The organism is Mycobacterium sp. NPDC049093 (assembly GCF_040704635.1).
In the GTDB taxonomy this organism is placed as follows: Bacteria; Actinomycetota; Actinomycetes; order Mycobacteriales; family Mycobacteriaceae; genus Mycobacterium.
The window spans coordinates 65,241-87,048 of record NZ_JBEZJS010000004.1 but is presented as its reverse complement, the minus strand read 5'-3'; the positions used below and the strand labels follow the sequence as shown (position 1 = coordinate 87,048).

The window sequence follows — 21,808 nt, the reverse complement described above, 5'->3', positions numbered from 1 at the left end:
CGCTCGGCCGAGGTCGGGCACAATCGGGCGCATGGGCAAAGTCGTGGTCATCACGGGCGCGGGTAGTGGTATCGGCCGCGCGACGGCCCGGGTTCTGCTGGACGCCGGTCATCAGCTCGTGTTGGCGGGTCGCCGTGCCGAGCCGCTGGTCGAGGTGGGAGGCGGGAATCCGAACACCCGCGTCGTGCCTACCGACGTCACGGATTCAGCCTCGGTGCAGGCGTTGTTCGCCGACGCGGTGTCGACATTCGGGCGCGTCGACGTGTTGTTCAACAACGCCGGGGTGTTCGGGCCGTCGGCGTCGATCGCCGACCTCGACGACCAGCAGTGGCACGACACATGGCGCACCAATGTCGACGGCGCGGTGTTCTGTGCCCGGGAAGCCGCTCGAGTCATGGCCGCCCAGCTGCCGCGCGGCGGGCGGATCATCAACAACGGTTCGATCTCGGCACACCGGCCCCGCCCCAGAAGCCTGGCCTACACCGTCACCAAACACGCGATGAGTGGGCTGACCGCGTCAATGTTGTTGGACCTACGCGATATCGACATCTGCATCACCCAGATCGACATCGGCAATGCCGCGACCGACATGACCGCGGGATTCAGTCACCAGACCCTGCAGGCCGACGGAAGTCTCGCAGCTGAGCCGACTTTCGATGTCGAGCATGTGGCCCGCGCCGTGGCGCACCTGATCGATCTGCCCCTGGAGGTGTCGGTGCCGTCGCTGACGGTGATGGCGCGGTCCATGCCGTACTTCGGCCGCGGCTGACGGACCGGACGCCGAAAACAACAGAGCCGGAGGCCTTCGGGCCACCGGCTCTGTACAGCGGAATCGTCATCTCAGTGATCTGCATCCTGAAGCTCGTGCCGCTGAACTACTGCGATCAACTCTTCGCGAACCGACGAGTTCGGCAGTTCGTTGATCCGCGCATAGAGGCGGCGCCGCATGTTGGCGCGCTTCTGGTTTGCGCGAAACTGTGCGAAGGACATACTTCTCACTCCTCGAAAGTGCCCCGGATCACGGGTACTCGTTGTTTGTTGACGTCCACACCTCGGGGATCGCCCGAGCGAAATGGACATCTCCCATGGTCCTCGCAGCGGCTGTCTAAAAGCAATTCTTAGAGTGTGAGTTTCGCTACAGCTCAACCTGTTTCGCCGGAAGGGAGTGGGCGCGGTCACAGTCAAGTGCCGTGGTGATGCCGCCGACTGCGGAAAAGGAGTAAGACTTCTCCTGTGGCACTCACCGTGCGGGATCTGACCGAGGTCGACAGTCTCGGTCTGGTCCTGGTGGCCGGAGCGCGCGGCGCGGACCGCGAGATCTCGTGGGCGCATGCGATCGAGTTGCCCGACCCGGCTCCGTATCTGGCCGGCGGCGAGCTGGTGATGACGACCGGCATCAACATCGGAGCGGACGCCGACGCGCAATTCGCCTACGTGGCACGCCTGGCCGCGGCCGGTACCGCGGCGCTGGCCGTCGACACCGGCACCATGATCGCCGACATCCCGCCGGCGGTACGTGCCGCCGGAGATCAGTTGGGGATTCCCGTGCTCGAAGTGCCCGCGTCGACGCCGTTCATCGCGATCGCGCGGGCGGTGATCGACGCGCTCAAGGCCGACGAACTGCGCTCGGTGCAGCGCGTGGTCGACGATCAGGAGGTACTGGCCCGGGCGACACTGCGGGGCGGCATTCCCGGGGTGGTCGACGCTTTGGCGGATCGTCTGTCCGCGACCGTCGTCGTGGTGGACAACGACGGCACTGTGCTGGCGGCCGGCGGCGACGACCGGGAGCGGCTGACCGCCGTGCTCGGAGAGCAGGTTCAGACCGCGCGTCGGCACGGAGCCCATGTCACCGCCGACGGGGATGCCTATGTGACCATCCAGAATCTACGGGCCGCCCAGCCCGTTCGCGGACGGCTTGCGATACGCACGTCCGATCCGATGTCCAATGCCGACCGGCTCCTGGTCGCCCATGCCGTGTCGCTGATCTCGATCGCGATCGAGAAACCGGCCCGGGTGGTCGATGCCGAGCAGCTGTTGCGGACTGCAGTGGCCCGCGAGATGATTTCCGGCGCGGGTGCTGTCGACGGTGCGGTGTTGCGTTACTTCGGTTTTGAGCCCGACGGCGACATCGTGGTGGCGTCGTTCACCGGCGCGGGCCCGCTGCTGGCCGCGCAGCACGTGCTGGGTCGGGTACTGACATCGTTTCTGATGGCCCCGATGGGTGACGAGATCGTGATCATCGTGCCGGCGGCCGGGAGCCGACGTCGCATCCGCACGGTGATCGAGGAACTCGAGCAAAAGACGGGAATCACGGTCAGCGGTGGGATGAGCCGAACTGCCGGGCTGACCGATCTGTCCACGGCCTTGGAGCAGGCCCGCATCGCGGCGCATTCCGGCAGCGGGAGGTTCACCGAATTCGGTGAACTCAGCCCGATGGGTGTGCTGCTCGAGGGTCGGAGCACGACCGAATTACGGGTGTTGGCAGCTCCATTGGACGCACTGGCGGGTGGGGAGGATCTCATCCCCACCCTCGCGGCCTTCCTCGGCCGCAACGGTCAGATGGAGGCGGCGGCCACCGAGCTTGCGGTGCACCGCCACACCATGCGCAACCGGATGCGGCGGATCTCCCAACTGTTGGGTGACGACCTTGAATCGGCCGACACCCGGGCACAGCTGTGGTTGGCGCTCAAGGCCTGGCAGCTGCTGGCGTCTCGCCGGCCGGGCTGAGAGCGTCGTCGCCGGCGCCCAGGCGTGGTGGTCCACTGCGGTAGCTGACCGGGGTCGCCGACAAGGTGATCGGGTTGGCCACTTGGGGTGTGGGTGTTCCGGGCACCGCGACGGTCGCTTCCAAGCCGAGTCGGTGGGCGAACGCGAATGCCTCCGCCAGGTCGTTGATCGGGCCGGCCGGCACACTAGAGGCGGTCAGCGCGGCGTACCAGTGATCGGCACCGTGTCTCTTCAGCGCGGTTTCGATGATGGCGCACAATGCATCCCGGTGGGCGACCCGGTCCGGATTGGTGGCGAACCGGGGATCCTGGGCCAGCTGTGGTTCGCCGATGGCGGCGGCGAAGGACCGGAACTGTTTGTCGTTGCCGACGGCGACCGCGATGGGCCGGTCTGCGGTGTCGAACGTCTGGTACGGCGCGATACTCGGATGGCGATTGCCCATGATCTGCGGCACCGCGCCGGCCCCGAGGTACCCGGAAGCCTGATTGACCATGGAGGACAACAACACCGAGAAGAGATTGGTGTCGACGCGCTGTCCGACTCCGGTGCGGTCGCGGTGCGCCAGCGCCGCCAGGATTCCACTCAGCGCGTGCAGGCCGGCCAGCACGTCGACCAGGGCCACGCCGGCCTTGGTCGGATCGCCGGGCTCGGTTCCGGTGACACTCATCAACCCGCCGACCGCCTGCACCAGCAGGTCATAGCCCGGCAGTTCGGCGCCGCCGTCCCGGCCGAACCCGGTGATCGAGCAGTAGATCAGATCGGGACGGATCGCCCGCAGATCTTCGTAGCCCAGGCCGAGTTTCTCCATCGTCCCCGGCCGGAAGTTCTCCACCACGATGTCGGCGCGGGCTACCAGGGATCGGGCGTGCTCGCGGTCGTCGGGGTCGGTGAGGTCGAGCGTCACCGAACGCTTGTTGCGGTTGACGGCGTTGAAATACGTTGCCACGCCGGTCGAGTCGTAAGGCGGACCCCACGCGCGGGTGTCGTCGCCGGTGCCCGGGCGTTCGACCTTGATGACCTCGGCGCCGAAGTCGCCGAGCATCATGGTCGCGTACGGCCCGGCAAGGACGCGGCTGAAATCGACGACGACGACTCCGTCGAGGGCACCCGTGCTCACGTTCATGCGCCCGGCCGCCCGCCCCGCAGGTACACCGTGGTGGTGTGGGTGAAGAATTCCCGTGCGGCGCCGCCCTGCTCCTTGGGGCCGAGCCCGCTCTTCTTGGCTCCGCCGAACGGTACATGCGGGTCGGCACCGGCAGACTCGGAGTTGACGTGCAGCACGCCGACGTCGATCTGCTCGACAGCCTGCAGCGCCCGGGTCAGGTCCTGGGTGAAAATCGCTGCCGAGAGCCCGAACTCGCTGTCATTGGCAAGGCTGAACGCGGCGTCGGCATCGGCGGCCCGCTTGACGGCAAGGACCGGTCCGAACAATTCGTCGGTCCACACGTCGGCGGCTTCGCCGTTGAGTTCGACGACAGTCGGTGCGATGAAGTAGCCCTCGGCCAGCAGGCCCTCCGAGTAGGGGGTGCCACCGGTCAACACCGTGGCACCCTGCGCGGCAGCGTTCTGAATCCCCGCCGAAATAGACCGGTGTGCAGCGTCATTGACGACAGGCCCCATCTGGGTTGCGTCGTCGGTCGGATCCCCGACCGTCAGGGACGCGGCGCGCTCGGCCAGCGCGGCCAGGAACTCGTCGGCGATCCCGTCGGTGACGATCAGGCGGGACGTGGCGGTGCACTTCTGACCGGTCGAGCGGAACGCGCCGAGCATCACCTGCTCGAGGGCCAGTTCGACATCAGCGTCGTCGAGCACGACGGCGGCGTTCTTACCGCCCATCTCGGCCTGCGCCGGGACTCCGCGCGCGGCTGCGGACGCGGCAATACGCCGTCCGACCCCGGTGGAACCGGTGAACGTGATGCCGTCGATGCCGGGGTGGTCGACGATGGCGTTGCCGACGTCGGATCCGCCGATCAGCAGGTTGAGCACGCCGGCGGGCAGGCCGCCGTCGCTGAGCGCCTGGGCGAGTCGGATCGCCAGCAGCGGAACGGTGCTCGCCGGTTTCCACAGGACGGTGTTGCCGTAGATCAATGCGGGCGCGATCTTCCAGGCCGGAATGGCGATGGGGAAGTTGAACGGGGTGATCACCCCGACCACGCCGAGCGGCTTTCGGGTGATGAGGATCTGTTCACCGGCCCGGGGCGAGGCGTAGATCTCGCCTGCCTGCCGATCACCCTCGTTCCCGTAGTAGCGCAGGATCTGGGCGGCCCGCCGAACCTCGCCGACGCCTTCGGCTTTCGTCTTGCCCTCTTCACGCGCCAGCTCGAGCCCCCACGCCTCGGCGTGGCGGTCGACGATGTCCGCGGCGCCCAGCAGGACCGTGCCGCGCTGGTGCATCGGGGTGGCGGCCCAGGCCGGCGCTGCCGCGGTGGCGGCGGCCACCGCGGCGTCGACGTCGGAAGTGCGGGCATTACTTCCCTGGGCCACAACCAGACTCGGTTGTGCCGGGTTCACGCTGAGCAGCGTGTCGCCGGTGCCGGGTACCCATTGTCCGCCGATCAGGTGCTCGATGGCAGCGGTCATCAACGGAAGGCCGCCTGCCCGGTCAGCGCCTTGCCGATGGACAGCAGGTGCATCTCGGAGGTGCCCTCGTAGGTGAGGACGGATTCGAGGTTGTTGGCGTGGCGCAGCGGCGAGTATTCGAGGGTGATGCCGCTGCCGCCCAACAGTGTCCGGCATTCACGGGCGATGGCCAGTGCTTCGCGGACGTTGTTGAGCTTGCCCAGGCTGATCTGCTCTGGCCGTACCGCTTCGGCATCCTTGATGCGGCCCAGGTGGATTGCCAGCAGCATCCCCTTGCCGAGTTCGACCGTCATGTTCGCGAGCTTTTCCTGGGTGAGCTGGTAGCTGGTCAGTGGCTTGTCGAACACCTCGCGCGAGCCGGCGTAGTCGATCGCGGTCTCCAGGCTGTCGCGGGCCGCACCGAGTGAGCCGAACACGATGCCGAACCGGGCCTCGTTGAGGCACGACAGCGGGGCAGACAGTCCTTCGGCCAGCGGCAGCTGCGCCGAGGCGGGCAGCCGGACGTTGTCCAGCACGAGCTCGGAGGTGACCGAGGCACGCAGGGAGAGCTTGCGGTGAATCTCGTTGGCGGTGAAGCCCGGGGTGTCGGTGGGCACCAGGAAGCCGCGAATACCCTCGTCGGTCTGCGCCCACACGGTGGCCACGTCGGCGAGGTTGCCGTTGGTGATCCACATCTTGGTGCCGTTGAGCACCCAGTCGCTTCCGTCGCGGCGGGCGCGGGTGCGCATTCCGGCCGGGTTGGAACCGAAGTCGGGTTCGGTCAGGCCGAAGCAGCCGATCGCATCACCGGCGGCCAGCCGGGGCAGCCATTCGTTCTTCTGTTCCTCCGAGCCGTAGCGGTAGATGGAGAACATCGACAGCGAGCCCTGGACGGAGACGAAGCTGCGGAACCCGCTGTCGCCGGCCTCCAGCTCCATGCAGGCCAGCCCGTAGCTGACGGCGTTCGTGCCCGCACAGCCGTAGCCCTGCAGGTGCATACCGAGAACGCCGAGCTTGCCGAACTCCTTGGCCAGCTCCCGGGGCAGGGTGGCCGATTCGAACCATTCGCCGACGTTGGGCCGCAGGCGGGTATCGACAAACTTGCGCACGGTCGCCGCGATCTCGCGTTCGTCGTCGTCGAGCAACCGGTCGGTGTCGAACAGCTCCAGCGGCCGGTAGGTGGACTTCTTGGCAGCCGGTGTGGCGGTGGCGGTCATGCCTCCAGGCTAGATTTGCCCGCGCGCACATGCCTATGTCCGATTCGTACAACAGGGGCTTACTACCTGTCCGATAGGGAGAATTCGGGTACCCAGTTGCCGGACCTGACCACCCGGTTGGGTGGCCTATGCTCGGTGCGGCGAACGGCGTGGCCCGAGGGTGTTCCTTCGTCAGTGACCGGCGAAGACACCCCAGGGAAAGTTCAGTGTGCAGGTGATTGTTGGCGATCCGGTTCTCGTACCTTCCGTTGCGCGGCGGGTTCGCGATGACCTGATCGGGTTGAGTGGTATGGCCATCGTGATGGTCGTCATCTGCCATTTCTGGTTCGGGCGGGCCTGCGGCGGGCTGGATGTCCTGCTGGTTCTGACCGGCTTCTTCATCGGTGGTCGGGTTCTGCGCAGCCTGGCGAGCCCCGCGGCGCTGGCCGCAGAGATGGGCCGGGTGGTGCGCCGGGTGGTGCCTCCGTTGGTTCTCGCGCTGGCCGTGTGTGCGGTGCTGACGGTTCTTGTCCAGCCGGAGACCAGGTGGGAGGCCTTCGCTGATCAGACCCTGGCCAGCCTGGGCTTCTATCAGAATTGGCAGTTGCTGGGCTCGGCCGACGACTATGTCCAGGCCGGCGAGACAGTGACCCCGCTGCATCACCTGTGGGCGCTCTCGATGCTGGGCCAGTTCACTCTGGCGTTCTTTGTGCTCGCCGGGGTGGTCATGGCGGTGACGGCGCGTCGGGGACGCCTCGCACGACCCACAATCCTGGTCGGGGTGTCCGCTGTCGCGCTGGCGGCCTCGCTGTACTACGCGGTCACGACGCAGTCGGATAGCCCGATGCTCGCCTACTACAGCACCTTCGCCCGGGCCTGGGAGGTGTTGGCCGGGGTTCTCGCGGCGGCACTCGTGGCCGGGCCGGTGGGTCGACTTCGGTGGCCGTGTTGGCTGCGCGCCGGTGTCGCCGCGGCCGGTCTGGCGGCGATCCTGGTGTGCGGTGTGCTCACGGACCGGACGGTGCAGTCCCCGGGCGCCTGGGCGTTGATTCCGGTGGCGGCGACCGTGCTGGTGATAGTCAGCGCAGCCCAGGCGATGCCGCCGAGGGCGAACGAAATCCTGCGCAGCGGCCCGTTGGTCGCGTTCGGATCGATGGCCTACCCGCTGTACCTGTGGCACTGGCCCTTGTTGATCTTCTGGCTGGCCTTCATCAATGACGATGCCGTCGGCCTGGCCGATGGCGCCGCTGTCGCTCTGGCCGCCGTCCTGATTGCCTGGCTCACCGCATGGTCAGCCAGGGCGCAATGGCAAGCCCGGTGGTATCGGCTTGCCCGCATGTGGGCTGTGCCGGGTGCCGCGGTGCTGCTGATGACGGTGCTGCTGGTGGCGTCGTCGCTGATGTGGCGCGGACATGTCGCCCTCGCCCGGGCCAGCGGCGCGGAACTCAGCATGCTGTCGATGCGGGACTACCCGGGCGCGCTCGCGCTCACCGAGAATCACCGGGTCGCCAAACTGCCGATGCGCCCGAGCGCGCTGGAAGCAGATGACGACATCCCGCCGTCGTCGATCGATCATTGCGTCACGGGGTTCACCGGTGGCGAGGTCGTCACCTGCGTGTACGGAGATCCCAACGGCGCCCACACCATCGCGTTGGCGGGTGGGTCGCATTCCGAGCACTGGCTGACGGCGCTACATCAGATCGGACGCCAACACGGCGTCAAGGTGACCACCTACCTGAAGTTCGGTTGTCCGCTGACCACCAAACCCGTGCCGATCATCGCGGGGTCGTTCGAGAAATATCCGTCCTGTCGAACGTGGTCGGACAACGCCTTGGCGCAGATCATCGCCGACCGACCGGACTACGTGTTCTTCACCTCGACGCGCCCGATCCTCAACGGCCCGGGCGACTACGTGCCCGACTACTATCTGGGCATATGGGATGAGTTGTCCGCCAATGGGATTCCGATGCTCGGCATGCGTGACACGCCGTGGATGCTCCGTGACGGCTGGTTCTTCTCGCCGGTGGACTGCCTGTCCAAGGGCGGTGACGTCGAGTCCTGTGGGGTACCGCGCAACGAAGCCCTGGCGCAACGCAATCCGACCCTTGACTACCTGGCCGACTATCCGCTGATGAAGGTTCTCGACCTCACCGATGCGGTGTGCCGGCCGACGATCTGCCGCGCCGTGGAGGGCAACGTGTTGGTGTACCACGATGCCCACCACCTGTCGGCGACCTACGTGCGGACACTCACCACCGAGTTGGCGCGGCAGATGTCCGACGCCCTCGGATGGTGGTAGTCGTCATTCGACGATGAAGACCGGAATCTGTCGGTCGGTCTTGGTCTGGTATTCGGCGTAGGGCGGGTAGGCCTCTACGGCGAGCTTCCACCAGTGTTCGCGCTCGTCACCGGAGATTTCGCGGGCGGTCAGCGAGACCGTCTTGTCGCCGTCCTGCACCGTCACGGCGGGGTTGGCCTTGACGTTGAAGTACCACGACGGATGCTCCGGTGCGCCGCCCTTGGAGGCCACCATCGCGTAGCGGCCGTTCTCCTCCACGCGCATCAGCGGTACGTACCGCTTCTTGCCGGACTTGGCGCCCGTCGTCGTGAACAGCACGATCGGACGGTCGAGCACCTCGACGCCCTCGGTGGTGCCTTGTTCCAGGATGCGTTGGGTCTGGTCGCGTACCCAGTCGGTCGGGCTCAGTTCGGCATGTTCACTCACGCACCCCGCAACACCGGCGCGGGCGCTGTTATTCCCGGGTCACCGCAGCTTCAGCACCACCTTGCCCTTGGCGCTGCGGTTCTCCAGCGACGCGATGGCCTGTGCGGCCTGCTCGAGCGGAAACACCTCGGGCTGTGGTGCGGGCACTGCGCCGGAGGCCAGCAGGGGCTGCAGTTCGGCCCACTGCTCCTGCAGGTAGCCGGGGTGGGAGAACGTCCAGGCGCCCCACCCCGCGCCGACGACGTCGACGTTGTTGAGCAGTAGGCGATTGACCTTCACGGTAGGGATCTCGCCGCCGGTGAACCCGATGACCAGAAGCCGTCCGCCCACGGCCAGCGATCGCAGCGAGTCGGTGAAGCGATCCCCGCCGACCGGGTCGACCACGATGTCCACGCCCCGCCCGCCGGTGAGTTCCTTCACCGCATCGCGGAACCCGTCAGCCAACACCACGTCGGAAGCGCCTGCGGCCCTGGCGATCTCGGCCTTCTCCTCGGTGGATACCACCGCGATGGTGCGTGCGGCTCCCAATGCCGGGGCCAGCCGCAGCGCCGAGGTGCCGATGCCGCCCGCGGCGCCGTGCACCAGGACGGTCTCGCCCTCGGCCAGCCGGCCGCGGGTGCGCAGGGCGAACTGGACGGTCAGATCGTTGAACAGGATGCCGGCGCCGGCCTCGAACGACACGGCGTCCGGTAGGGGGAACACGCGCTCGGAAGGCAGGGCGACGACTTCGGCCATGCCGCCCGACAGCATGGTCAGGCCCAGCACGCGGTCGCCGGCGGCGACATGGGCATCGGCGGGGGCGCTGCGCACCACGCCGGCGATCTCGGCGCCCGGGGTGAACGGAAGCTCCGGCTTGTACTGGTAGAGACCCCGGGTGAGCAGGGCGTCAGGGAAGGCGACCCCAGCGGCGTGGACGTCGATCACGACCTGATCGGCGCCCTCGGCACTGGAGGGCTCCTCCACCTCGGCCACCCGCACCGCGTCCGGACCGTCGAGTCGGGTGATCTGTGCTGCACGCATCGTTGTCTCCTTCTGGTGGGTCGCCAGCCAATTGTGACAGGTGTCAAGTCCGTGGCTTAGCATCACCGGATGCTCAACGCCCGCGCTGCGGTGGTGCTCGACGCCGGAGCCGATCCCCAGCTCACCGACGTGCAGATTCGTCCACCCCGCGGCGACGAAGTGCTGGTTCGCATCGACGCAGTGGGCATCTGCCACACCGATGTGAGTGTCGCGGCGCGGTTTCGAAAGCTGCCGATGGTGTTCGGTCACGAAGGTGCGGGCACGGTCATCGAGGCGGGGCCGGATGCCGTACCCGCGGTGGGGGACCAGGTCGTTCTCACCTTCGCCAGTTGCGGCGCCTGCTCCAACTGCCAGGCGGACACCCCGGCCTACTGCGAACGTTCCACCGACCTGAACATGCGCGGCACCCGCGGAGAGTCCAGCGCGCTGCACGCCGACGGTGTCCCCATCGGGAGCGGCTTCTTCGGCCAGTCCAGTTTCTGCACGTATGCGATCGCCGGCAGCCGCAACGCTGTGGTGCTGCCCCAGCCGATCGACCCCGCGCTGGCCGCCCCACTGGGCTGCAGCGTGCAGACCGGGGTGGGCGCCGTGCTCAATGTGCTTGCGCCGCAACCCACGGATGCACTTGTGGTGTTCGGGGCCGGCGCGGTGGGGCTTTCCGCGGTCATGGGCGCCCGCATTGCGGGGTGCCGGTCCGTCGTCGCAGTCGACCCGATCGCCGAACGACGTTCGCTGGCAATCGAGTTGGGTGCCACCGCCACGATCGACCCGACCGCCGGCGGCGACGTGGCCGCGGCCGTGCTCGAGCTGACCGGGGGAGCGGCCGCGGCAGTCGACACCACCGCGCGCCCGGACGTCCTGATGACAGCGATCACGGTGTTGCGCGAGCGCGGCACCCTGGCGCTACTGGGCCTCGGCGCGTTGACGGCCGAACTGCCGGTCGCCGCGATCATGGGCAAGGGGCTGAGCGTGCGCGGTGTGGTCGAGGGAGACAGCGAACCGCAGACCTTCATCCCGCGCCTGGTCGATCTGTACCGGCGTGGCGAACTACCGCTCGACAAGTTCGTCAGCCGCTACCCGTTCGACGACTTCGGCCGCGCGTGGGCCGCCGCAAAGTCCGCTGACGTGGTAAAACCCGTGCTGATTACCCAAACGGTAAGCTCGTAATGCCTCTGTTTCACCCGGCAACGACGCCAACGATCGGAGCATCATGACCCTTCCCCAGCTACCACCGGGACGCACTGTCGAGGTGCGCGCCGTCGACGGCGTGCGGCTGCATGCCGAGGTGTTCGGGCCCGAGGACGGCTACCCGATCGTGTTGGCTCACGGCATCACGTGTGCCATCGGCGTCTGGGCGCACCAGATCGCCGATCTGGCCACGGACTTCCGCGTCATCGCCTACGACCATCGCGGACACGGCCACAGCGAGACCCCGCGCGGGCGTCACCGCTACAGCCTCAACCACCTCGCCGCCGATCTCGACGCGGTACTCGACGCCACGCTGAGGCCTGGTGAACGTGCCGTCGTCGCCGGGCATTCGATGGGCGGTATCGCGATCACTTCATGGTCGCAACGCTATCCGGCCCGGGTTCCCGCCCGTGCCGACGCCGTCGCACTGATCAACACCACCACCGGAGACCTGGTGCGCGACGTGAAGCTGTTGAGGGTGCCGGCCCCGCTGGCGTCGACGCGGGCCCGGGCAGCCGGCACGGCGATCCGGACCTTCGGCGGTACGCGGATGCCGCGGATCGTCGAGCGTCCCAACAAGCGATTCGTCGCCCGTCTGGCAGTGGGCCGTGACGCCGATCCGTCGGTCGCTGAGTTCATCTATCAACTGTTCGCCGAGACTCCGGCCGCCGGACGCGGCGGCTGGGCCCGCACGCTGGTGAACGGGCTGGGCCCACAACACATCTCGCTGCAGAACCTGTCGGTGCCCACGCTGGTGATCGGCAGCTCCAAGGACCGCTTGCTACCCATCAACGCCGCCCGCCGGATCGCCGCCGACGCCCCGAACCTGCATGCCTTCGTCGAGATGCCCGGTGGGCACTGCGCCATCCTGGAATGCCCGTCGCAGGTGAACGCCCAGTTGCGGGCGCTGGCCGAATCGGTCGCGTCGCCCCAGGTGGTCAATCAGTAAGGCGACCTGCGACTTCGGCGGCCGCACGCTGGCCGGACCGCACCGCTCCGTCGAGAAACCCGGTCCACTCATTCGCGGTTTCGGTGCCGGCCCAGTGGATCGCGTCCACCGGTTCCCGCAGCCACTTGCCGTACTGAGTCCACGATCCCGGCGGCACCGCCGCCGTCGGCCCGCCCGGAGCGAATTGTTCTGCGCTCCAACAGTGGTCGACGTAATCGATCGGTTGGCGGGCCGCGTCGCCGAACAGGGTGGCGAACCCGGACAGGGCCTGCTCGCGGCGCTCCGCGGGTGACAACCGGTCGAAGGTGCGGGCGTCGGTGAACCCGAGCAGGATTCCGGGTCCGCCGGAACTGCCGTCCGCCGGGCTCACATCGAAGGTGATGAAGACGGGGCCCTCGTCGGACAATGCTTCGCCTGAGCAACCGTTGGTGCGCCAGAACGGTCGTTCATAGGCGGCATATGCCTTGCTGAGGTTGCCCTGCGGCCAGTTCGCCGCCAAGTCGGTATATGGCTTGGGCAGCGCCGGGCTGAACTCGATCCCGGTCCGGTGCTGTGGCGGGATCGCCACGATCACCGCGCGTGCCTGCACCACGCCGGAGGGACATGTCACTGCGACGGTGCCGTCGTCGTGGCGTTCGATGCGGCCCACCGGGGCGTCGAGCACCACCCGATCTCCGAGTTCCTCGGCCATCTTCGACGCGATCTGCTGGGTGCCGCCGGGAAACCGGTCCTGTTGGGCGCCGCCACGGACGTCGAGCATGCGATCGAGCCCGCCGGCGGCCTTGACGTAGCGGGCGGCGTGCAACATCGACACCTCGTCGGGCTCGGCGCCCCACGTGACCCGGGACATGATCGCCATGAGGTTGCGCGTCGAGGCGTTGGCCCCGGCCGAGCGCAGCCACTGCTCCAGCGTGAGCTCGTCGAGCTTCTCGGCGTTCGAACTCTTCCACGGCTCATTGACCCGGATGAGCCGGCAGAGCCGTTCGAAGCGCCACTGGATGCGGGATACGTCGAACAGTTCCATCATCGACAGCCGCGGGATCGTGCTGCGGTAGGACCGGACCCGGCCATGCCAGCGAATCAGGTTCTTGCCGCGGTCGTAGGTGGGCACGGTGCGGCACCCGAGTTCGTCGGCCAGCGCCAGCACCGCGTCCTGGGTGGGGCCGACGAACGTGCCGCCCAGGTCGACCGGCACGCCGGCGATCGTGGTGGTCGACGAGCGTCCGCCAACCCGGTCGCGGCCCTCGAGCACCACCACCTCGTGTCCGAGCCGGGTCAGGGCGCGGGCAGCGGACAGGCCGGCGAAACCGGCACCCACGACGACGACGTCGGTGCTCGTTGGGATGCTCACCTGTCTAGGCTCTCACGCGTGAAGGTCATGACAGCGTTGTTCGGGCCGCGCGACGCGATGGGTCGGGCTGCGGCCCTGCGCGAGGCCGGTGCCAGTGGGGTGTTCACCTTCGAGGGACCCCACGACGTGTTCACCCCGCTGACGCTCGCTTCCACGGTCGGGGATCTCGACCTGATGACGAATGTGGCAATTGCGTTTCCCCGTAACCCGATTCACCTGGCACACCAGGCGATCGACCACCAGATCCTGTCCGGTGGAAGGTTCACGCTCGGGCTCGGTACCCAGATCCGGACACAGATCGAGAAGCGCTTCGGTGCGGACTTCGACCGGCCGGTGGCCCGGATGTCCGAGTTCGTCGCGGCGTTGCGGGCGATCTTCGCTGCCTGGGAGAACCCAGACGGACTCGACTCCTTGAATTTCAGAGGCGACTACTACCGGCACACCTTGATGACGCCCACGTTCACCCCGCGGGACAACCCGTACGGTCCGCCGCCGATCTATGTCGGTGCGCTGGGCCCGCGGCTCACCCGGGCCACCGCGCAGTTCGCCGACGGCCTGCTGGTCATGCCGTTCGGGTCGAAGCGGTTCCTGCACGAGGCGACGTTGCCCGCGGTGCGTGACGGGCTCGCCGCCGCCGGACGTGACGCGGGAGAGCTGGCGATCGTTCCGGAGATCATCGTGTCGGTCGGATCCGAAAATGACCCGACTCACGACGCGACGCGGCGGCTGCTGGCCTTCTACGGCTCGACCCCGGCCTATCGCCCGGTGCTGGACGTGCACGGCTGGGGTGACCTGCAGCCGGAACTCAACGCGTTGTCCAAGCAGGGCCGCTGGCAGGAGATGGGTTCGCTGATCGACGACGAGGTGCTGCACACCATCGCGGCCTGCGGTAGCCCCGCCGATGTCGCCGCCCACATCCGGGACCGCGTGGCCGGGGTGTCCGAGCGGATCTGCCTGTACCAACCCGGCCCGATCGCGGTGGATTCGCTTGCCCAGATCGTCGACGCGCTGCGCGACTGAACGCCTAGGGTGGGTGGTACTCGTCGGGACCAAAGGAGGTTCGCCATGGGCGGTGATCGCCAGGCGGCGGATCCGGACTATTCGGATGTGCTCATCATCGGGGCCGGGATCTCGGGGCTGGGCGCGGCCTATCGTGTCCACGAGAAGAGTCCCGGGCTGACCTACACCGTGCTGGAACGCCGGGCGCGGATCGGCGGCACCTGGGACCTGTTCCGGTATCCGGGGATCCGCTCGGACAGCGACATCTTCACGCTGAGCTTCCCGTATCAACCCTGGACCCGGCCGGAGAACGTCGCCGACGGCAGCGATATTCGGGACTACCTGACCGAGACTGCCCGGGAACACGGTATCGACCGCCATATCCGGTTCAACACCCGTGTGCTGTCGGCGGATTGGGATTCGGGCACCGACACCTGGACGGTGCATACCGAGCAGGACGGCCAGGCCGTGACCTTCCGGTGCCGGTACCTGTTCTGCGGCACCGGCTACTACAACTACGACGAGCCCTACACCCCGGAGTTCCCCGGCATCGAGACGTTCGGTGGCGACGTCGTGCACCCGCAGTTCTGGCCCGAGTCACTGGATTACTCGAGCAAGCGCGTCGTGGTGATCGGCAGTGGGGCCACCGCGGTCAGTCTGGTGCCCGCTCTGGCACAGCAGGCGTCGCACGTCACGATGCTCCAGCGCTCACCGACCTACATGGTGGCGGCGGACCGCATCGTTCCCTCGGTGCAGGCGATCCGTAAGTTTCTTCCGCGCAAGCTCTCTCATCAGATCGTGCGGTTCCGCAACGCGATGATCCACGTGCTGAGCTACTTCTTCTTCCGTAAGGCACCCGACCTCGGTCGCCGGTTCCTGCGCAGCCGGACGGTGGCCCTGCTGCCCGAGGGGTATCCCGTCGACGTACATTTCAAGCCGCGGTACAAGCCGTGGGATCAACGGTTGTGCCTGGTGCTCGACGGGGATCTGTTCGGGCACATCAGCGACGGACGGGTCGATGTCGTCACCGATCACATCGACCACATCGACGCCGCGGGCATCGTGTTGAAGTCGGGCGCGCGGGTCGATGCCGACGTGATCGTCACCGCGACCGGCCTGCAACTACAGGCCCTCGGCGGCATCCGGTTGTCGCTGGACGGTCACGAGGTCAAGCCGACCGAGCGGTATGTCTACAAGGAGTTCCTGCTCGAGGATGTCCCGAACCTGGCTTGGTGCATCGGCTACACGAACGCGTCGTGGACGCTGCGCGCCGACATGACCGCGCGGGCGTTCGCAAACCTGTTGGCCTACATGGGCGCTCACGGCTACACCCACGCCTACCCGCACAAGGGTGCGGCGCCGATGCCGGAGAAGCGGACCTGGGACCTTGAGGCCGGCTATATCCAGCGTTCCGAGCATGCGCTGCCGCGTTCGGGCACCAAGCGGCCGTGGCACGTGCGGCACAACTACGTGCTGGATGCCATCGACCACCGCTTCGACCGCATCGACGAGTCGATGGTCTTCGGCCGCGCCCCTGCTGCCGAGTCGGTGGCCTCCTAAGCACCGCGACCGTGCGTGTCTGCTGCCCGACACGCCGTATTTCGTCAGCGGTTTGTGCACGCTCGTCACGTCACGGTGTGCGGATGCGCAGGGCAAACGGTTCCAACCGCAGCCCCCACGCGGCGACCAGTGTGGCTGGTGTGCCGCCTTTTCCACCGTTCGGACAATCTCGTCCTTGACACGGCGCCCGACGAGGTGGCAGTGTCCTGAACATGTTCACTGAACATGTTCAGTCAAGGGCCGAACAGCGGGATGCAACCCAGCGCAAGGTTTTGGCGACCGCCGAAAAGCTGTTCCGCGAGCAAGGCTTTGATTCGACGACTGTTCGGCAGATCGCAACCGATGCCGGAGTGAGCAGCGGGACCGTGATGAGCGTCGGAGACAAAGACGGCTTGTTGGTGGCAGTGTTCGACGACCGGATCGCAGCGGTGCACGCCAACCGGAAAAGTCTCACCCGAAGGCCATCTCACACGAATGCGCCGAAGGCGATCGCCAAACTGTTCGAACCGTTCCTGACCTACTTCGCCGAAGATCCAGCCCTCTCACGCCGGTATGCGTCGATCATTGTTCGCGGAGATCACACTTCGAGCATCTTTGGTGATCTGGCAGAAATCCTGGTGGGCGAAATCGAATCCGCTCTGCTGCACCTCGGTCTCGGCGAGTCTGATGCCGCGCGCAATGCTCGCACCATCTACTTCGCATACCTGGGCATTGTGCTCAGCGGCAACAACCAGGCATTGGGACACCGGTCGGTGCCCGACCAACTACGCGACGTCATCGAGTGCGTCATCGCACCAACCCGACAAGGAGAATGATTGTGATCGACACGCCGCACTGGTGGTGGCTCACCGCAATTCTGGCGATCGTGATCCTCGGGGACGCGCTGATCTCGCTCAAGCCGCCGCGATTCATCCAAGGATGCCTCGATGGTGTCGGACTCCCTCGTGACTGGTGGTGGGTGCTGATCGTGGTCAAACTTCTTGCCGGCGTCGGGTTGATTGCCGGTCTCAAATATCCAGGCGTGGCGTTCTCGGCCAATGTGGGAATTGTCGTCTATTTCCTGTGCGCCTGCTATGCGCACTACCGCGCCCGATTTCTCAAACAGGAATTCTGGATCAATTGCATAGGCATGCTGCTGTTCTCGGCCTTCGTACTGGTGGTCTCCTACGCGGTATGAGGCATGCTGTCCAACCACGTCACGGCGTGCGGATGCGCAGCCCCGTCGTCAACAACTGCGTCGCCGACAGCCCGAACGTGGTCTTGAAGGTGTCGGCCAGGTGTGACGGGCTGGCGAACCCGGCATCGGCGGCAGCGGTCGTCAGATTCTCACCGGCCGCCACGGCAGTCCCGGCCGCGACCAGCCGGCTCCAGATCCGGTAGCGCCGCAGACTCGTTCCTGCCTCGCGGCGGAACAGGTGCAGGAACCGCGATTCGGAGACACCCGCGGCGGCTGCGAGTTCGCGTGCGGATACCGCTGCGGCGGGATCCTCGCGAATCTGCTTGGCCACCAATTCGATCCGCGGGTCGATCCGATGAGGGGTATCCGGGGCGGCCAGGTCCAGCCAGCGCCGCGCGGCCTCGTCGTCCTCCGGCATGGCCGTCAGTCTGGTCTCGGCGGCATGGCCTACCCCGATGCCGTCCCGGAACTCGGTGAACTGCTGCCGGCACGACGCGCTGCGTTGCGAGCTGGGATCGAGGTAGCTCGACACCAACCCGCCCTGCATCGAAAGGTGATGGGTGAGCCGGGGCGGGATCAACACGCTGCGTGCGACGGTTGCGCTGCCCTGGAGTGTCACGGTCAGCGGCCCGTCGATGCCGACGGCCAGGCACCACACCGATCCGGAATGCGGCTCAAGGCCGAGTCCCGGCCCGGCGTAGAGCGCCTGCCCCGGCCATAGCCAGACCGTCGGGCAGCAGGTTTGTGGAAGCGCGGGTCCGGGTTCAGGCGGCATGCTGGCCTCCTCATCAATTGATCAGGAGGCTACCGTGGTTATCGCAGTGATCGTCGTGGCCGGGGTGTTCTTCCTCGGCATGGGTGTCTACGCCCTGGCAGCTCCGCAGACGATTCTGCGTCCGTTCGACTACGACCTCAGAACGGCCGCAGCCCGCGCGGAAGTCCGTGGCGTGTATGGCGGTTTCGGTATCGCGATCGCCGCGGTGCTGACCTACGCGGCCGTGACGCCGGGGGAGGTCCGCACCGGGATCCTGATCACCGTCGGCGCCGCGCTGGCCGGGATGGCAGTCGGCCGCGGTGTATCGGCGGTGTTCGACGAACGTACGTCGTTCTACCCCAACTGGTTCTACTGCCTGGTCGAGGCGATCGGCGCGGGCGCGCTGTTCTGGGCTGCGTAGGCGTCCTGCCGAGCTTTCCGCTGCCGCGCTTTCCCGCCGCATTGTCACGCCAGAGTGGCACTCGAGCCCGAGCGTCACGCCAGCGTGACGCCGTGGCATGGGCCCGCATTGCATTGTCACGCCAGAGTGGCCGCCGGCGGCGACAGCCACTCTGGCGTGACAAACAGCCAGCTGGCGAGTGACAAGCTACGGGGCGACGGTGAGCCAATCGGCGAAGCCGGACGGATCGTGGCGGCCGAGTGCGCCGTGCTCGAACAGGCCCCAACCCTCGACCGGTGCACCGTTGCCTTCGGTGCAGACGGCGCGACCGACGTGGTCGATCACACCGAACGCGGTGCGGCCGACGACGGCCGGATCGGTCATGTCGTAGGTGCGCCGTTCGGTGAACTTCTCGCCCTTCCACACGCCGTGGATCCAGTCGACGTCGCCGCCGTAACCGCCGCCGACGTGGATCGGCACCGGCAGTTTGGATTCCACGTCGAACCGGACGGGCGTGCCGTCGGGCGTGGTGGCCTCGATGGTGGCGCCGGTCGGAATCCGGGTGCCGGAGCGGTAGTGGATCTTCACCCGCGGCCAGCCGAGCTGCTCGACGCGGCCGTCCTTGAAGACCCGGCTGCAGTCGTTGAGCGAGCGGAATCCGCTGGGATCCTCCTGGATGATGAAGACGATCGAGAAGTCGTCGAACGCCATCGGGACGTACAGCCACCACATGCCTTCGAACGGCGGGTCGGCCGGACGCCCCGCAGGCTCGGCCTCACCGACCGGACGGATGCCCCAGGACCGGTCGCGGGAGCCGATCCAGGTCTCCGGGTCGACGTCGATGCGCTGGCCGTCGATCTCCAGATGGCCGCTCCAGGAACCGGTTTGGGCGAAGCGCTGGGCGTCGAGCGTGACCCGGTTTCCCTGACGCATCAGGTGCGGCTGCTCCTGTACCACGTCGAACAGACCGTTCCAGGTGAGATCCGCGGCGACGCCCTCGGTCTCGTCGAGCACGATCCGGATCTTGCGCAGCGGTTCGGTGACCTCGACCCGGTAGCCGAGCACGTGCTGGTTGAGCCGGTCCTGATCGATCGCGTCGGACAGGTGCACGGCGGTCTGCTCGTCCCCGCGCCGTACCAGGAAGTAGGCGTCCTTCACCCCGAGGTTGGGGTAGTAGCCGAGACCGGTGATGACGAAGATGTCACCGGTGCGGTCATGGGCGTTGAAATACGAACGGTCGTAGAAGTTCCGGTCGGACGAGCCGGGCCAGGCGATCGGCTGGGGGACTTGGTGGACGGGGTATTCGTCCATCGGGCCGAGCATTTAGGACTCCTCGATCAGGCGCCGCAGCAACGGCGCGTGGTAGAACATCGTTTCGACATCGTCGGGCTTCTCGGTCTCGCCGAAGTGCACGCGCCGGGCGCCGGTGCGCATGAACACGCAACACCAGATGACGCCCGAATAGATGTAGAACCAGCGCAGGTCGCCGAGTTCTACCCCGGTCAACTCGCGGTAGGTCGCGCGGACATCTTCCTCACGCATTACGTCGGGCAGACCGGGCAATCCGGCCATGCCGGACAGCTCCTGAAACACCATGTGCGCGAAGATGATCCAGGAGACATCGAGCTCGCGGGGGCCGAGGGTCGCCATCTCCCAATCGAGGACGGCAGCAGGGCGGAAGTCGTCGTACAGCACGTTGCCGATACGCGAATCACCCCACGTCAAAACGGTTTCGGACGCCGCGACGTCCTCGGGGAAGTTGTCCTCGAGCCATTTCAGCGCTCGCTCGACGAGTGGTGAGCGGCCGATATCGGGGACCGAGAATTCGTACCAGTCCTTCAGCCAGCCGAAGTGCCGGCGCAGCGGGGTGTCCCCGGGCGGATCGATCTCGGACAGGAACCCGAACCGCTCTGCGGCATCTGGGATCGCATGCAGCTTGGCGAGCACCGCCACGGTGCTGTCCTGCAGTTCGCGCTGGCGTTCGATCGGGGCGTCGGCGAACCAGTTCCCGCCGAAGGTGTAGGGCATGACATCGGGCGGAACCTGGCCGTCGACCCGGTCCATCAGGAAGAACGGCGTGCCCAGCACCTCGCCGGTGGTGTCCATCCAGCGCACGTTGGGGACGGGCACGTCGGTGAGTTCGCCGACCTGCCGCATCACCTCGAACTGGTGGTCCAGCCGGTACGACGAGAACACCGGGACATCGTCCTGGGTGGGGGCGACGCGGGCCACCCACTTTTGCTCCTTCGGCTCGCCGTTCTCCTGCCAGCGTCCGGTCAGCATGATCGTTTCTGAGGACATACCGTTTGAGTCCACACCGCTTTCCACGGTGATTTCGGGGGTGACACCGCCCGGCATCACGGAGGACAGCCATTTCGACAGCACCGAGGGGAGGGTGGTGACGTCGCGGCTGGAGCGTTGCAGGTGGTCGACGTTCTCCACAGGAGCGTCCACGGCCTCGTTTGCCATTCAACTGTTCCTTACGGCCACAATTACGATACTGTTAGTAGCGTTATGAAAGCAGAGCCATCACCGGTTGGCAAGACCGCCGGAGCGGGGCGTCCCCGTGACCCGCGCATCGACGCTGCCATATTGCAGGCCACCGTGGACCTGCTTGTCGAAATCGGTTACGCGAACCTGACGATGGCCGCGGTCGCCGAGCGCGCGCAGACCACGAAAACCGCGCTGTACCGCCGGTGGTCGAGCAAGGCCGAGTTGGTCCACGAGGCGGTGTTCCCCGCGACCGCGTCAGGTCTGACCGCGCCGGCCGGTGACATCGCCGCCGACATTCGGGCGATGATCGGCGCCGCCCGCGATGTGTTCACCAGCCCGGTCATGCGTGCGGCCTTGCCCGGACTGGTCGCGGACGTCGTCGCCGACACCGACCTGAACTCCCGCGTGATGCAGAGGTTCGCCGGGACCTTCGTCACCGTGCGAGCCCGGATCGTCGACGGCATCGTGCGGGGTGAGGTCCAACCAGATGTCGACCCCGACCGCCTGGTGGAGCTCATCGGCGGCTCGACCATGCTGCGGATGCTGCTGTGGCCGGAACGTGAACTCGACGACGAGTGGGTGGCGCAGACGGCGGCCATCCTGGTGCACGGGGCGACCGTCAAACCATGACGCCCGACGCCTTTACGTCACACTGAGGACAAATCTTCCGGGCGCTCCCGACGCCGCATAACCTGCGGCCACGTGACTGT

21 protein-coding genes are annotated in these 21,808 nt (G+C 67.0%); 11 read left to right on the top strand and 10 right to left on the bottom strand.

Annotated features, from left to right (window positions below; genetic code table 11):
* Positions 1-31: 31 nt before the first annotated feature.
* A complete protein-coding gene (locus AB0876_RS15945; RefSeq protein ID WP_491838305.1) occupies positions 32-769 on the top strand; it encodes an SDR family oxidoreductase in 738 nt (245 codons plus the stop codon).
* Between the two features lie 71 nt (positions 770-840).
* Here AB0876_RS15945 and AB0876_RS15940 read toward each other — a convergent pair whose 3' ends face one another.
* Positions 841-990: a hypothetical protein gene (locus AB0876_RS15940; protein ID WP_088304596.1), complete on the bottom strand. Its 150-nt coding sequence runs from the start codon at positions 988-990 to the stop codon at positions 841-843.
* Between the two features lie 243 nt (positions 991-1,233).
* On the opposite strand from AB0876_RS15940, the gene AB0876_RS15935 reads away from it, so the two are divergent.
* Positions 1,234-2,727: a PucR family transcriptional regulator gene (locus tag AB0876_RS15935; RefSeq protein WP_526042387.1), complete on the top strand. Its 1,494-nt coding sequence runs from the start codon at positions 1,234-1,236 to the stop codon at positions 2,725-2,727.
* On the opposite strand, the gene AB0876_RS15930 is transcribed toward AB0876_RS15935, so the two are convergent.
* From AB0876_RS15930 to AB0876_RS15920, 3 genes are read right to left on the bottom strand one after another with little or no spacing between them, the layout of a single operon-like run.
* Positions 2,687-3,844, bottom strand: coding sequence for a CaiB/BaiF CoA transferase family protein (locus tag AB0876_RS15930; protein WP_491839305.1), 1,158 nt, complete (start codon positions 3,842-3,844; stop codon positions 2,687-2,689). The genes AB0876_RS15935 and AB0876_RS15930 overlap by 41 nt on opposite strands.
* 2 nt (positions 3,845-3,846) lie before the next feature.
* Positions 3,847-5,310 (bottom strand): aldehyde dehydrogenase family protein, encoded by a 1,464-nt coding sequence (locus tag AB0876_RS15925; protein WP_491838307.1) that lies wholly within the window; start codon positions 5,308-5,310, stop codon positions 3,847-3,849.
* Positions 5,307-6,503 (bottom strand): acyl-CoA dehydrogenase family protein, encoded by a 1,197-nt coding sequence (locus AB0876_RS15920; RefSeq protein ID WP_526042386.1) that lies wholly within the window; start codon positions 6,501-6,503, stop codon positions 5,307-5,309. Before AB0876_RS15920 ends, AB0876_RS15925 begins: the two co-directional genes overlap by 4 nt.
* A gap of 289 nt (positions 6,504-6,792) precedes the next feature.
* Here AB0876_RS15920 and AB0876_RS15915 point away from each other — a divergent pair, with 289 nt between their 5' ends.
* Positions 6,793-8,781: an acyltransferase family protein gene (locus tag AB0876_RS15915; protein WP_526042385.1), complete on the top strand. Its 1,989-nt coding sequence runs from the start codon at positions 6,793-6,795 to the stop codon at positions 8,779-8,781.
* 3 nt (positions 8,782-8,784) lie between these two features.
* Here AB0876_RS15915 and AB0876_RS15910 read toward each other — a convergent pair whose 3' ends face one another.
* Together AB0876_RS15910 and AB0876_RS15905 are read right to left on the bottom strand one after the other, a co-directional pair.
* Positions 8,785-9,207 (bottom strand): nitroreductase family deazaflavin-dependent oxidoreductase, encoded by a 423-nt coding sequence (locus AB0876_RS15910; RefSeq protein WP_064929660.1) that lies wholly within the window; start codon positions 9,205-9,207, stop codon positions 8,785-8,787.
* A gap of 39 nt (positions 9,208-9,246) precedes the next feature.
* Positions 9,247-10,227, bottom strand: coding sequence for an NADPH:quinone oxidoreductase family protein (locus AB0876_RS15905; protein WP_491838311.1), 981 nt, complete (start codon positions 10,225-10,227; stop codon positions 9,247-9,249).
* A 69-nt stretch (positions 10,228-10,296) separates the two neighbouring features.
* On the opposite strand from AB0876_RS15905, the gene AB0876_RS15900 reads away from it, so the two are divergent.
* Complete coding sequence (locus AB0876_RS15900; protein WP_526042384.1) at positions 10,297-11,394, top strand: NAD(P)-dependent alcohol dehydrogenase; 1,098 nt, start codon at positions 10,297-10,299, stop codon at positions 11,392-11,394.
* 43 nt (positions 11,395-11,437) lie between these two features.
* Entirely contained in the window at positions 11,438-12,364 is a 927-nt protein-coding gene (locus AB0876_RS15895) for an alpha/beta fold hydrolase (RefSeq protein WP_491838313.1), read from the top strand.
* On the opposite strand, the gene AB0876_RS15890 is transcribed toward AB0876_RS15895, so the two are convergent.
* Positions 12,354-13,715 (bottom strand): flavin monoamine oxidase family protein, encoded by a 1,362-nt coding sequence (locus tag AB0876_RS15890; protein ID WP_491838314.1) that lies wholly within the window; start codon positions 13,713-13,715, stop codon positions 12,354-12,356. The genes AB0876_RS15895 and AB0876_RS15890 overlap by 11 nt on opposite strands.
* A 27-nt stretch (positions 13,716-13,742) precedes the next feature.
* Here AB0876_RS15890 and AB0876_RS15885 point away from each other — a divergent pair, with 27 nt between their 5' ends.
* The 4 genes from AB0876_RS15885 (at position 13,743) to AB0876_RS15870 (ending at position 17,451) form a co-directional block, all read left to right on the top strand.
* Positions 13,743-14,735: a TIGR03617 family F420-dependent LLM class oxidoreductase gene (locus AB0876_RS15885; protein ID WP_526042755.1), complete on the top strand. Its 993-nt coding sequence runs from the start codon at positions 13,743-13,745 to the stop codon at positions 14,733-14,735.
* Between the two features lie 45 nt (positions 14,736-14,780).
* Positions 14,781-16,274 (top strand): flavin-containing monooxygenase, encoded by a 1,494-nt coding sequence (locus AB0876_RS15880; protein WP_491838315.1) that lies wholly within the window; start codon positions 14,781-14,783, stop codon positions 16,272-16,274.
* A gap of 212 nt (positions 16,275-16,486) precedes the next feature.
* The gene (locus tag AB0876_RS15875; protein ID WP_491838316.1) at positions 16,487-17,089 is read left to right on the top strand and encodes a TetR/AcrR family transcriptional regulator; all 603 of its coding nucleotides are present in this window, start codon (positions 16,487-16,489) and stop codon (positions 17,087-17,089) included.
* Complete coding sequence (locus AB0876_RS15870) at positions 17,086-17,451, top strand: DoxX family protein (RefSeq protein ID WP_491838317.1); 366 nt, start codon at positions 17,086-17,088, stop codon at positions 17,449-17,451. The genes AB0876_RS15875 and AB0876_RS15870 overlap by 4 nt, the downstream gene beginning before the upstream one ends.
* Positions 17,452-17,470: 19 nt before the next feature.
* Here the strand turns inward: AB0876_RS15870 and AB0876_RS15865 are convergent, their stop codons facing one another.
* Positions 17,471-18,226: a helix-turn-helix transcriptional regulator gene (locus AB0876_RS15865; protein WP_526042383.1), complete on the bottom strand. Its 756-nt coding sequence runs from the start codon at positions 18,224-18,226 to the stop codon at positions 17,471-17,473.
* Here AB0876_RS15865 and AB0876_RS15860 point away from each other — a divergent pair.
* Positions 18,225-18,626 (top strand): DUF4345 domain-containing protein, encoded by a 402-nt coding sequence (locus tag AB0876_RS15860; RefSeq protein ID WP_491838319.1) that lies wholly within the window; start codon positions 18,225-18,227, stop codon positions 18,624-18,626. The two genes, AB0876_RS15865 and AB0876_RS15860, sit on opposite strands and share 2 nt — an antisense overlap.
* Before the next feature lie 186 nt (positions 18,627-18,812).
* Here the strand turns inward: AB0876_RS15860 and AB0876_RS15855 are convergent, their stop codons facing one another.
* Both AB0876_RS15855 and AB0876_RS15850 read right to left on the bottom strand, forming a co-directional pair.
* Positions 18,813-19,928: an Rv3169 family protein gene (locus AB0876_RS15855; RefSeq protein ID WP_491838320.1), complete on the bottom strand. Its 1,116-nt coding sequence runs from the start codon at positions 19,926-19,928 to the stop codon at positions 18,813-18,815.
* Positions 19,929-21,074, bottom strand: coding sequence for a phosphotransferase family protein (locus AB0876_RS15850; RefSeq protein WP_491838321.1), 1,146 nt, complete (start codon positions 21,072-21,074; stop codon positions 19,929-19,931). It lies immediately after the preceding gene.
* Positions 21,075-21,119: 45 nt separating this feature from the next.
* Here AB0876_RS15850 and AB0876_RS15845 point away from each other — a divergent pair, with 45 nt between their 5' ends.
* On the top strand, positions 21,120-21,728 hold the full coding sequence (locus tag AB0876_RS15845) for a TetR/AcrR family transcriptional regulator (RefSeq protein ID WP_064878888.1): 609 nt from the start codon (positions 21,120-21,122) through the stop codon (positions 21,726-21,728).
* The last annotated feature ends 80 nt before the right edge of the window (positions 21,729-21,808 follow it).